Raw genomic sequence first — 12,886 nt, forward strand, 5'->3', positions numbered from 1 at the left:
TATCCCCCTCTGTTCTTCTGATATCAGCTTAACAAGATAAGGGGGTATGACTCAAATCCAATTTCGGGGCTTAAAAGACCAGACCGTTCCATCTCCTTTCAAAACAAGAGAGTGTCTATACCCTGCTGCGCTACTCACAGCGTTTTCTGCTGCAGATGCAGGGGGGTGTGACAGGGTAAGAATTGTCACCAGTGTCAGGAAAGTATTCGTTACTGTTTTTACAATCGTGCTTCTTTTTTTCATTTTGTTTCCCTCCATGTTATTGTCCATTCGTTTTAACAGGAATTGGCCTATTTATCGTTGTGCCATCGCCTAATTGGCCTTTCTCGTTTTGGCCCCATGCCCACACTGTTCCGTCTTGTTTGACCAGCAATGTGTGAGCTCCACCTGCTGACAGGCGTTTAGCTTGAGTAGCTACTTCCTTGACTTGCACAGGAACGGTGATCGTCTGATCGTAATAACGAACCGTGATCGTAGCGGTCCCTGGCGTTCCTCCTGCGGTAATCACCCCGGTGGCATTGACTGCGGCTATCTCGGGATGACTGCTTTCATATGTCGCCTGCGTAGTCACATCCTGAGTGCTGCCGTTTGCGTAGGTTGCGGTCACTTTCAACGGCTTGCTTTGCGACGGAGGCAACAGGACAGTGCTTGGTGCTGCGGTCAACTGCTTGGCCGAGATCACCAGCATGCTTTTCACTGGTGTACTCCGGTTCTGCGTCGTTCCGTCCCCCAGTTGGCCTCTCTCGTTTTGCCCCCATGCCCACACTGTTCCGTCTTGTTTGACCAGCAATGTGTGAGCTCCACCTGCTGACAGGCGTTTAGCTTGAGTAGCTACTTCCTTGACTTGCACAGGAACGGTGATCGTCTGATCGTAATAACGAACCGTGATCGTGGCGGTCCCTGGCGTTCCTCCTGCGGTAATCACCCCGGTGGCATTGACTGCGGCAACCTCGGGATGACTGCTTTCATATGTGGCCTGTGTGGTGACATCCTGGGTGCTGCCATTTGCGTAGGTTGCCGTCACTTTCAACGGCTTGCTCTGCGACGGAGGCAACAGAACAGTGCTTGGTGCTGCTGCTAGCTGCTTGGCGGAGATCACCAGCATGCTTTTCACTGGTGTACTCCGGTTCTGCATTGTCCCGTCTCCCAGTTGCCCTTTCTCGTTTTGGCCCCATGCCCACATCGTTCCGTCTTCTTTGACCAGCAATGTGTGGCTTCCACCTGCTGACAGGCGTTTAGCTCGGGTTGAGACTTCCTCAACCTGAATCGGAACGGTTATCGTCTGATCGTAATAGCGAATCGTGATCGTAGCAGTCCCGGCCTTTGTTCCCGATGTCACTACTCCTGTAGCATCTACAGCGGCAATCTCGGGATGACTGCTTTCATATGTGGCCTGCGTAGTCACATCCTGGGTGCTGCCGTTTGCGTAGGTTGCGGTCACTTTCAAGGGCTTGCTCTGCGACGGAGGCAACAGGACAGTGCTTGGTGCTGCTGCTAGCTGCTTGGCCGAGATCACCAACATGCTTTCCACTGGCGTACTCCGGTTTTGCGTTGTCCCGTCTCCCAGTTGGCCCTTCTCATTTTGGCCCCATGCCCACACCGTTCCGTCTTCTTTGACCATGAGCGTGTGACCCCCACCCGCTGATAGGGTACGCAACTTGCTGCCCGCTTCTATTTCCTTCCTTACTTTCACCACCACGCTTCGCTGCTTCCCAGAAAACTCCACCACAACCGTAGCGCTACCCGCTTTACCTGCTGAGATCAGTCCGCTCGCGCTAACGGTGGCAATCGCCGGGTCGTCTACGGCATACTGCGCTTTGTCGGTGATGTCCGTCTCGGTTCCGTCTGCGTACACGGCCTTGACGACGAGCTGTTTTGACTCTTTTTCCAGCAGCGCAATGTCTTCTGGTACGAGCTTGATATCCACCAGAGCGTTTTCGACTGCGACTGTAACCGGAACGCTGGTGCTCACTCCCCCGTGCGAAATCTGGATGCTTGTGTTACCTGGCTTGACGGCTGTGACGAGTCCGTCTGCCTGGACGGTTGCGACGGTCGGATCTTGGGAGACGTACGCCGCTTGTTTGCTTACATCGGCGGTTTTGCCGTCTTTGTAAGTGGCTGTCACTTGCAAGCTTTCCGTTTTTCCTGCCAAAAGATTCAGGCTGGCAGGGGTTGCGGTCAGGCTCTGCACCGGTTCCTGGGCCTCGGTGATTTGCACAGGCACCGCGACTGTCTTGCCTTCAAACGTGATCGTGACCGTTGTTGACCCGACTGCTACGCCCGTAATTACCCCGCTGGCCGCAACTGTTGCAATCGCAGGCTGGGCGCTTTGATACACGGCTTTATTGGTAATATTCGTCACGCTGCTGTCGCTGTAGGTCGCTTTTACATCCAGTTGCTGGGTGGCCCCTTTTTTGATGCTGACCGCTTGCGGGTGGACTCCCACAGACACGAGGGTGACCAAACTGCCCGAGACCGTGACCGAAACCGTAGTGCTCTTTCCGCCGTACCTGACCGTTATTTGCGTCGTGCCTTCCGCCCGCGCTGTCACGATTCCGCCGCTCTCGACGGAGGCAACCGCAGGGCTATTGCTCGTGTACTCTGCTTGCTGCGTCACGTTCTCCGCGACGCCATTGGAATAGGTGGCGGCGATGTTCAGTTGCCCCTTGTTTCCTGCCGTAAGCGACAGTTGCGCAGGGGTTGCTTTCAGCTCCTGAAGATACGCGCCTTGTACAACGACTTGAGCCGAGGCGCTTTTCCCGTCGTAGGAAGCGGTGATGGTTGCCGTGCCGGGCGCGATTCCCGTGATGACACCTTGACTGCTCACTTGTGCCACAGACGGGTTCGACGTCTGGAAGCTGGCTACGCTGTTTACGTCTTTGCTGCTTCCGTCCGTGAAAAAAGCGGTCGCGTAGACGCGCTGGATTTGTCCTGCCGTCAGCGTGGTTTGCTGCGGGCTGAGGCTTATGGACGACAAGCGGACAGCAGGCGCTTGCACGGTGATCGTGAGTGTTTTCGTTTGGCCGCCGTAGTACAACTGTGCCTTTGTCGTGCCGCCATTGACCGCGTAAACAAGGCCATTGCTGATGTAGGCCACAGAAGGATTCTCCACGACGTACACGACTTGGGCCGTTACATCCACCTGGCTGCCGTTTTCCAACGTCGCCATCACCTTGATCGACTTGGAGCCGCCGGATGACAAGTCCACTTTGTCCAGATCAAGCTTCAAGGCGGTCGCCCGAGGTGGCGGCGCAACGGTTTGCTTCACGCTTTTCAATATGTTTCCATTGTCGTCGTGGGTAAAGCTGACGCTGACCGCGCCGTTTTCCTTGATCGCGGTGATGCGGTTGTTTTGATCGTAGACGTATTCGTACAACGTCCCCCCGGCCAACGGGGCAAAGACGGTAAACCAGATGTTGGCGGGCGCACTGTCTGTATTCGTCAGCCTGATCGTGTAGGTGCCCGTCGCCAGCTCGTAGATCACTTCAGCCGCGCTTGGCTTTTCCTTGGGAGTCACGACGTTTCCGTTGGCGAGCAAGGTCACTATCGGGTACTTGCCCGTCGGATTTTTCAACTCGGTCACCATGCGATACTTTCCGGGAACGACTGCATTCATGGAAAACTCGACAGATTGCCCCGCCGGAATCGTGATCTCCTTGGCCTGGTTGAGCGCGATGGTTTCACCGCTTGCTTTGGCCAGAAGCGTGGCGTACAGGGAACTGTTGGAAACGATTTGCAGATAATACGTTTTCCCCGCGACAAAAGCCGCACTGACACTTCCGTTCTCTCCTGCAGCGATTTGGTCTTGCGGCTGCAAGGTTGCGCTGCGGAAGACGGAGATTTTGGCATTGGCTAAAGAGCCGGAGTCGTTATTGAGCGTGAACTGGTAAGTCCCGCTCGTCTTCGCCACGATCTTGAAATACTTCGCCTGATTGGCAGGGAAGTGCATGCGAATCGGGCTGTTCTCCTGCACCAGCGTGAAATTTCCTTCCGCCGGCTTCGTCTCCACCGTGATCGAGCTGCTGTAGCTGCTGACGCCGGACGGGCTAATGGCCCAAAGCGTAATCGTGTACACTCTGCTTGGTTGAAGCCCGGTAAACGTGTAGCTGGTGCCGCTCTCCACCGTTCTGCTCAAATTGTTATCCAGTCTGATCCCATAGTTTTGTGCCCCTGCGACCGGATTCCAATAAACTTTGATGGAGGTCGCGTCAGCTTCTACGTTCACAATGGTCGGAGCGCCCGGTTTCTTTTCTACCGTAAGCACACCGTAATATAAAGCTACACTTCCGCTGCTGCTTTTCACTTCGATGTTTTTATACGTGTCTTGCCCCAGTTCCGCTCCTGTCCATCTGAACAGCCAATGTCCGGATGTGCTCGTCGTCGTCATTTTTTTAGCGGCGTTCATCGGATTGACTTTTCCAGAGAGAACCTCTCCTGGCTGCATCCGCGTATAGGTCCCTTCCAGCGTAAACGTCTCGCTCACGTCGATCGTTTGCTTGACGGCAGGCGTAAAAACGACCAGGTTCGGGAGGACATCTACCATGCGGGCAGATTTGACCTCCGACTCCGTCCACGCCCCGCGGTTATCCTGTGCCTGTGCTGTCCAATAAACCGTTTTAAACAGCATGTCCTGGGTGATCGGAAAACGATAGCGCTCCACGATGCGGCGGACTTGGTCCTTCTCCGGAACGACTTCCATTTTTTCGCCCAGCTCATTCCCGCCCGGCGTAAATCCGACGCGAATTTTTTTCGCGACAATCACGTCGGTCACATCGTTTTCCTTGATGGTGTAGTTGATGTGTCCCGTCAGCCCGCCATCAATCGTGACCAGATTCGTCTCCTCCAGCATCGGCGGCTGATTTGTGGTCATCACGCTGAAATTCACTTTCGTCGTGGAACCTTCCACGAACGATGGCACGTCGCCCATGATCGTGCGCAGTTGCGCTTCCACCGTGGCATTTTTCACAATCGAAGAAGTGTCAAATTCATACGACCGCGCTTGCGCAGACAATTTTTCCTTGATCGAGCGCGTAACCATGCCGGATTGCCGGATGTAAATGGTCAGCTCCTGTCCGGTAATCTTGTCGTAGTACCGATTATAGGGAGTCGCATTTATATACTCCCAGGTAAACATCACTTTTTGTCCCTTGCTGAATTCCGCGTTATTTCGCGGAGTTTTCCAGGTGGCATCAATATAGATCGGGTCCTTTTCCTTCGCTTGCGCTCGCATGTCCAGGCGGAAGTCGAGCTTCTCCACCTGCGATTTTTGCACTTTCTGGTCGACGGCCCAAACCTTTAGGGCGTACAAATCGTCCGGGTTCAAATGTTGCACGGGCACGTGATACAAAAACGAGTGCGCCTGCTCGGAAGCCGTGAACAACGCGATCTGGCGCGCTTCCTGGTCGTCAATTTGGTACCAGACGCTGACCTGGTCCCTTATATTCGGGTCCAGCACCTGGCCGGACAAAATAATGACATCCTCCCCGCTTACCTCACTGATAACTTTTCCGGCTACCGGGGTGGTCAAATACACCTGGGGAGCCGCGTTATCCTGAATCTCGGTGGACAGGTAGCGAATTTCCGGCGTCCACTTGAGCAGGTCGCCCGCTTCGGTTTCTTTGGCGTTCACTTGAAAAGAAAGCTTGTCTCCTGCCTCAACTTCCAGTTCCTCCGCAAACTCCACGCCGATCTCATCGTTGTGCTCAATGGACTGCCAGCCAGAAGCTGGCCAGATTTGCCCGTCGTTTTTCAGGATGCGGACGTTGACGCCGTCTCCTTCGTTCAGGTCGATCATCGAAGCCCAGCCGCTGACGAGAATTTTCCCGGAACGCGGCGCCTCCCAGCGAATGACCGGCTCCGAACCGCCTACTTTCAGCCATGTATTTCCGATTGCTGTATCGCCTTGTTCGCTTTTCCATTCCTCCGTCTCGGCATTCCAGACTAGCTCGGTGTAGCGCTCTCCGTTTGCCTCCAGGTACGACCAGTTGTTTTTCCCTTGCTGATTGGAAAATTGCAGCCAATACGTGTACGCATCGGGAATGGATTCGACAATGGTAATCGCCTTCTCCATGCTCGTTTGCTTGCCGTCTTTTTCCGTGACCTGCACGGTCAGCTTGTGCTCGCCTGTTGGCTGCTGATCGGCTTGCAGCAAATAAGCAAAGCCTGGCTTCTGTTCCTTGCTCTCCGGATGCGTGCGCAGCACGTCTGGTCTGTCCAGCCCGTAGGTGGCTTCGCCAAGGAGCTGCCCATCCAGCAACACTTCCACTTTTTCCAGTTCGCCCGCTGGCACGAACCAGCCGGTGACGTTATACTGCCCGCTCACCACTTCCTGGTCCGCCGGGGTGTCGATAGCTCCGCCCGTGCTTGCGCCCTCGCCCTTCACCTGGACGGGAATCGTCAGCACGATGCCTGCAAAAGAAACAGTCATCGTCGTGTTGCCTGAAGCAAGAGCGGTAACGAGGCCCGACGAATCGACTTTGGCGATCAGCGCATCCTGGATCGCATACACGGCTTCGGCAGTTACGTCCTTCGTGCTGCCGTCGCGGTGCGTTTCCGTCAGTTGCAGGGCGACCGTCTTGTCCTTTTCCAGCTCGATGCTGGTCAGGTTGGCGGTCAGCGCGGCAACGGGGCCAATCGTCACTTCCCTGTCCAAAACAACGCTCTCCACGCCCTCTTTATTGGTCGCACGCACGGTTACTTTGTGCGCCCCTTCGGAAAATTTGAGCGTGTCCAGCAAATAGCGGAATCCTGCGTTAGCCTGACGGTAGTGCGGATACAGCGCGGCAATGTCGGGACGCGGCTCTCCGTATTCGGCCGTGCCCTGGAATTGCCCGTCTACGAGGACGTCCACTTTGGCGATTCCCGCCGGGTCCAGTATCCAGCCTTGCAGCGTGGTCGTGCCACCAATGACAGCGCGCTCGAACGGAAGCTCCAACTGGCCTTTTGCCTGCTGAGACTCCGCTTCCGTCTCGGTTACCACGACAGGAATCGTGACCGTTTGCCCGCCGTAGCTGGCGACGACTTTGGCCATGCCGACTTTGAGTCCTGTCACGACACCCAGCGGACTGACGTGAATGACGTCGGTATGCTCGTGCGCATACACCGCTTCACCTGTGACCTCCCTGGCGCTTTGATCCTCCAGAATGGCCGTGATCGTTAAGCTTTTGCTCGCAGCTTTCGGCAAGGCGACAGGCTGCTCCCCGTACTGCAAACGCAGCGCTGGCGCTGTCTGCCCGATCACGAAGCGTTTCTCCGGCAAAGGATGCTGCTTTCCTTCCTGATCGACGGCGATCACCGCAACCGTATGCTCGCCCGCTTGCAGCCCGGACAGGTCAAGCGCATAGCTGAACCCCGCATGGCTGTTTTCATAATCCGGGTGCAGCAAGGCGATGTCTGGTCGAGCGATCCCGGGCGTTGCTATTCCGATGACGGTCCCATCGAGCAAAACATCGTAGCGGGTGACGGGCGCAGACGTTAAAAACCAGCCGGCTACCGTAGTGGAGCCTTGAACGATTGCGCCGTTTACGGGCGTCTCGAGCTCCCCTGTAGCTTGCAACGGCTCTGATTCCGTGACCGTAACGGGAATCTGGACGCTCAGCTCTCCGTAGCGGATCGTCACGCTCGTCGTTCCCTGGGCGACAGCCGTTACCAGGCCCTCTGGGCTGACCTTCGCCACTGATGCATTGTCCACCGTGTACAAAGCCAGCTTCGTGACATCGTGCTTGCTCTGATCGGCTAGGACGGCCATGACCGCAAGCTGACGGGTTTTTCCCTGCGGAAGCCGCAGTTCCGTATCGTTCACACTGAGCGCTGTCGCAGGCAGCAACTGGACGACTTGAACACTTCTCGTGCCAATCATCGTCTGCTTGCCGTCCTTGCCTGTTCCTCTGACTGCAATCGTATGTGTTCCTTCCAGCAATCGTCCGGTATCGAGGCTGTATTGGAAGCCGATGTCTCGATCGGAGACGGAGACATCCGAAATCTCGACCTCTGGACGAGCGATGCCGTACGTGGCTTCCCCTGCCACTACTCCATCCACCAGCACCTCGACGTTCGCCACTCCGCCAGAGGCAAAAAACCAGCCGGTCACCGGGTAGACGCCGCTGATCGTGGCGTTGTCTTGTGGGTTGTCTATCCCGCCTTGCGCCAATTGTGCTGCGGCTTTTACCTGGACGGGGATCGCCAGCGTATGCGTTTGATAGTGAACGGTAATCGTTGTTTGCCCTGGTTCCAGCCCCGTCACAAGCCCGGTAGGCGATACGCTCGCCAAGGCGGGATTTTCGACGGTATAGCTCGCTTCTTTCGTGACGTCCTTCACCCGCTGGTCTTGAAGCATCGCGGAAATGCCCAACTGCTGCGTCTTGCCTTGGGTGACCTCGATTTTGCTCGTGCTCGCCACAATGCTTGCCGCCGCTTCTTCCCGCTCGACCAGCACAGTTCGCTCAGCCAGTACGCGCTCGGTTCCGTCGTTGCTGACTGCTATTACTTTCAGCACGTGTGGTCCTTCCTGAATTTTTGCGGATTTTCATACTCGGGATACGCAGCTTCAATGTCAGGCCGAGCCAGTCCGGTTCGGGCGTCCCCCAACCGCTCGCCGTCCAGCTCTATCGCGATTTTGGGCACCCCTGCCGGATCGAGGTACCAGCCTTCCACAAGCGTCATGCCTGCTACTGTCGCCTGGTCTGCCGGCTTCTCCACTTCCCAGCGCGCTATCAGCGCTGCTTCTGTTTTGACGTGGACGGGGATGGACAGCGTCTTGTCCTCGTAGGAAACGGTCACAGTCGCGGTTCCCGCCCCGATCGCTTGCACCAGGCCCGTATCGCTGACCGCGGCAACCCCTTCATCCGAAGAGGCGTATGTCGCGAGTGCCGTTACATCTTTTACCGTCTGATCTTGCAAAACGGTGGAAATCAGCAACTGATGCGTTTTCCGGGGAGCAAGCTCCAGCCGCTTGACATCTGCCTGCAAGCCTTCGGCCGCGGGACTGTCGCCAATGTAGAACGTCGTGCCTTCGAGCAGCGTTTGCTCTCCCAGCGTATTGTCGATGGCGACCGCAAGCGTATGCGCCCCGGGCGTCATTTCACGGGTATCCAATGAAAAATGAAAGCCGGCATGCGCATTTTGGTAAGCCGGATATTTTGCCTCCAAATCTGGTCGCGGATCGCCGTACTGCGCTTCGCCGACCGGGACTCCATCCACCAAAATGCGGATTTGCGCAACGCCTGCCGGGTCAAGATACCAGCCTTTGCCCTCGTACAGCCAGCTGACCAGTTCGCCGTTTTCCGGACGATCCAGCCCGCCAAGTGGCGTTAATGGAACAGCCTCGCGCACCGTGACGGAAATCTCGAGCGTCTTGCCTGCAAATTGTGCGATCACTTTTGTTTCGCCTGTTCCGATCCCGCTGACCAGACCAGAGCGGTTGACCTTGGCGATCTGTTCATCCTCGCTCGTATAGCTGGCTTGCTCGGTCACGTCCTGAACCGTGCCGTCTGTTCGCTTCGCCGTCACTTTCAACTGGCGGCTTTCTCCTTGTGTCAACGGAAGCTCGCTGACAGAAGATTGCAGCGCTTCGATCTCGGAATCCGCTTCTTCCTCTTGTCCCAAAGCCGCCTCCAGGTTGAGCAGCCCTTTTCCGTAAAAACGGGACTCGCCGAGCGGGGTAGCGCTCTCTGTCAATAGCTCGCGCACTTCGCGATTCGTAGTCTTTCCCTTCTCAGACCAGATCACAGCCGCTGCCCCGGCCACGTGTGGCGCAGCCAAAGAAGTGCCCGAGCGCGTCTGATATTCCCCGCCAAGCGACGTGCTCATGATGTCGACGCCAGGCGCCATCAGGTCGAGTCCTTTTCCGACGCTGGAAAAATCGGCGCGCTGGTTTTCCCGGTCAATCGCGCCAACCGACAACACCTCTGCATACTGGGCAGGGAACAGCTCCGTTTCTTCGCCGATGCCCCGGTTCCCGGCCGCCGCAATGACCAACAGCCCGTGGTCATTGGCCCTTTTGATCTGGTCGCGCAACGCCCGGCTGTCGATATAGCCGCCCGCGCTGATCGAGATGATGTTCAGCTTGTTTTGAATCGCCCACTCAATCCCTTGAATCATGCCCGAGTACGTGCCATGCCCTTTTTTGTCCAACACCTTGATCGCATAAATGTCCGCCTCTGGCGCGACGCCGACAATGCCAAAATCGTTGTCCTTGCCAGCGATTACGCCTGCCACTGCCGTTCCGTGTCCATGGTGGTCGCTGTACCCGGGTTCGTCCTCGATGTAGGAAACGCCGCCCTTGACTTCCAGGTCTGGATGGCTGGAAATCCCGGTATCCAAAATCCCGATCTTGATGTTCTTCCCCATGTACTGCTTGTTGCGGGCTGCATTCGCTCCGATGTGCGCGATGCCCCATGGCACCTGCTGCGTTTGTGCCAGGTCTGTTGCCGCCAGCTCGGTTTCACTGTCCTCCTCGATGTAGGCGACGTTCTGGTCTTGCGCCATCGCCTGCCTCTCGCTTTCCGTCAGTTTGGCTACTATCACCTTTGAACTGAGCTGTTGCACGGACGAGCGCTGAATCGCCCTCACCGTGGCCTTCTCGCTGTTTTTAAAGCCGATCAAGTACGTCTTGCTGTTTGCGCTCGCCCCTGCATGCTCGGGAACCAGTTGCAGAAGCAGGAGCGAAACGAACAAGAATGCTTGCCACACGCTCATAAAACGGATGAATCTCTGGTTCATTCCGGTAACTCCTTATCTTTCTTAGTTTTCATTTGCCTGCTCGTATGCTTCGCAAGTCAGCCAGCCTGTCCCGTTCGGAAGCCCCCCTCTCTTCCTGCCACAGTTTCAACAACGCAACAAAAATAGTAAAATATTCCTAGAAACACACAGATTGAATTATAATGAATTGCTAAAATTGGTTCAATATCATTTTATTTGCTTTCTTACCTCTTTTTTCAAAAAAAGCGCTCAACTCCAACAAAAAAAACGCCCCTGGCCCCAGGAACGTCTTTTCCACTCGCTTTTCTTTTCCCTACACGCGCATAAGTCCCGCAATCGTCACGTGCGCCGCGCCCGCCACGCGAACAACCGGGTCCTGCCCAGTCGTGTCTACCGTCACGTACAACGTTCCCGGACGGTCGATGGCGTGGCCTTGGCCGACCACCAAATGATGCTGTTCCCCGGCAGGAAGCAGCTTTTCCAGCGCCAGATAACCTGCCAACGCGCCGTTCGCGGCTCCTGTTACTAACATTCCGTCTTTTTCCTTGCCGTTATATCGGGTGGCACATATGCTCGAATCCCTTTTAAAAACCCATTTACATTCCCAAACGAAAAGAGCCAAACCCATTTTCTTGTTCGGGTGTGGCTCCAAAAGCATCAAAGTTTTACATTCTTGCCCGTTTCAGATAAAACTTCTGTGTATTTCGGCTACATGAATAAAACACTAGTGATTTACACTACATGTTTTTTCTTTTTATTAGCAGCTTGTATTACAAAAGGTAGCATTATGATGATAACCCCTGCGAGCATTAGCGTAATTCCTATCGCATCGAAGTAGGGAGGAGTTATCAGGAAACCAAATTCTGAAACTGCAATTCCCGTTCCTGTTACCTCCTCTGTAAATAGCGCGAAACCTCTGTAAGCAACATAAATACCAAGAAGTTGCAATAGAACTAGCAATGACCAACGCATTGTATTTATCTCACCTCCAATATAATTATACCGATTATGGAAAAATCTCCAAAACAATAAGGTGCTATTTTTAAGGGATATTTACATTACCGCCACCATCCATGTAACGTGCTGTTTTAGCCACCATTCGAATATGATAATCATCACCTTCGGGAATATCAGAGAAGGTGTGAGATTGTAATCTGCCAGCGCTATTGTTCATTGTGAATGTCTCGGTATCTCCATACAATTCCCATCCATACCAAACATCCTCAACAACTCCATACTGAATTTTTGCTGGAGCAGAACTATCCCCAGTAGTTTGCCAAAACTTAATAGTTACTTCCTCATTAGAATCTGTTGAAAATGCATCTTCTGTATACAAATAACCACCGTTGCTCCAGCCATTATGGAAATCATTAAACTCCCAGTAATCTACTACTCCTGCGTACGCGGAAGAAGAAATTGCCAATACCCCTACAAACAATGCAGTCACGATAAATTTTTTATCGTATTTCATACTTTATACACCCTTTCATAATTTTTGTTAATCAAATTTACTTGTTTTCAACTGTAACAGACCCATCCACTATCAGTTTCCATTCACCATCAACTTTTTCGACAGGAAGTGAGATTTCAACATCTTTGTTCTCATTTGCTATGAGAAATTCAGCCTTGATTGTGTCATCAGCCATTTTATCTACAGAAAGTAGTTTGATAGCCTCTGTTTTCTTAACTTTCTTATTTTGATTGTTTTTCTTAATTTGCTTTTGCAGTTTTTTCTTAGACGAAGTATCTTTCTCCTGTTTCTTATCTCTAGTATCCAGAATATATTTGCTTGCTTCATCAACATTCTGCTTGTTCATAGCTTCAACAAATGCTGTTACACTTTTCTTTGCCTCTGTCAAATCATTCGATGCATGACTTGTAGGAACCCCCACCGAGCTAAAAGCTACTCCTCCCGCCACAGCAAGACCAAGAATTAAAAAGGTTATTTTCTTCATTACTTGAATCTCCACCTTTTCCCAAATTATTAAATTCACTAACATTATAAAAAACGTATAATAGAGAAAGTTGTCGAAATATCAGTTTCACATAATTTTCAATTTTACCTATATATTAGCTCTTCACCGTAAAACGTGCTTGATCTCCCTCTATCGCAGTTTTTCGTAGTTATGTAGCCGGTTTACACTCCAGTCTAATGCGAATCTTGAATCTCTCTAGATTGCGGTAGCCG

The 12,886-nt window shown here is 53.6% G+C and carries 6 protein-coding genes; all 6 read right to left on the reverse strand.

The annotated features are described in order from the left end of the window. Positions 1–259: 259 nt before the first annotated feature. On the reverse strand, positions 260–8,494 hold the full coding sequence (locus tag AC3WQH_RS24175) for an Ig-like domain-containing protein (RefSeq protein WP_492332288.1): 8,235 nt from the start codon (positions 8,492–8,494) through the stop codon (positions 260–262). Next, the gene (locus AC3WQH_RS24180; protein WP_492332289.1) at positions 8,488–10,719 is read right to left on the reverse strand and encodes a S8 family serine peptidase; all 2,232 of its coding nucleotides are present in this window, start codon (positions 10,717–10,719) and stop codon (positions 8,488–8,490) included. The genes AC3WQH_RS24175 and AC3WQH_RS24180 overlap by 7 nt, the downstream gene beginning before the upstream one ends. A gap of 292 nt (positions 10,720–11,011) precedes the next feature. Continuing rightward, the gene (locus tag AC3WQH_RS24185; RefSeq protein ID WP_242507388.1) at positions 11,012–11,230 is read right to left on the reverse strand and encodes a PhzF family phenazine biosynthesis protein; all 219 of its coding nucleotides are present in this window, start codon (positions 11,228–11,230) and stop codon (positions 11,012–11,014) included. A 200-nt stretch (positions 11,231–11,430) separates the two neighbouring features. Beyond that, positions 11,431–11,670: a hypothetical protein gene (locus AC3WQH_RS24190; RefSeq protein ID WP_005836692.1), complete on the reverse strand. Its 240-nt coding sequence runs from the start codon at positions 11,668–11,670 to the stop codon at positions 11,431–11,433. A gap of 70 nt (positions 11,671–11,740) precedes the next feature. Further along, complete coding sequence (locus AC3WQH_RS24195) at positions 11,741–12,169, reverse strand: hypothetical protein (RefSeq protein ID WP_005836938.1); 429 nt, start codon at positions 12,167–12,169, stop codon at positions 11,741–11,743. A 37-nt stretch (positions 12,170–12,206) separates the two neighbouring features. After that, on the reverse strand, positions 12,207–12,653 hold the full coding sequence (locus AC3WQH_RS24200; RefSeq protein WP_005836937.1) for a DUF4878 domain-containing protein: 447 nt from the start codon (positions 12,651–12,653) through the stop codon (positions 12,207–12,209). Between the last annotated feature and the right edge of the window lie 233 nt (positions 12,654–12,886).

The sequence above is a fragment of the Brevibacillus sp. FW301-21C12A genome (assembly GCF_058788915.1).

Bases quoted from the DNA above. Each gene is read 5' to 3' on its own strand.
- AC3WQH_RS24180 (WP_492332289.1), bottom strand. From the start codon at position 10,719: ATGAACCAGAGATTCATCCGTTTTATGAGCGTGTGGCAAGCATTCTTG.
- AC3WQH_RS24185 (WP_242507388.1), bottom strand. From the start codon at position 11,230: ATGTTAGTAACAGGAGCCGCGAACGGCGCGTTGGCAGGTTATCTGGCG.
- AC3WQH_RS24190 (WP_005836692.1), bottom strand. From the start codon at position 11,670: ATGCGTTGGTCATTGCTAGTTCTATTGCAACTTCTTGGTATTTATGTT.
- AC3WQH_RS24195 (WP_005836938.1), bottom strand. From the start codon at position 12,169: ATGAAATACGATAAAAAATTTATCGTGACTGCATTGTTTGTAGGGGTA.
- AC3WQH_RS24200 (WP_005836937.1), bottom strand. From the start codon at position 12,653: ATGAAGAAAATAACCTTTTTAATTCTTGGTCTTGCTGTGGCGGGAGGA.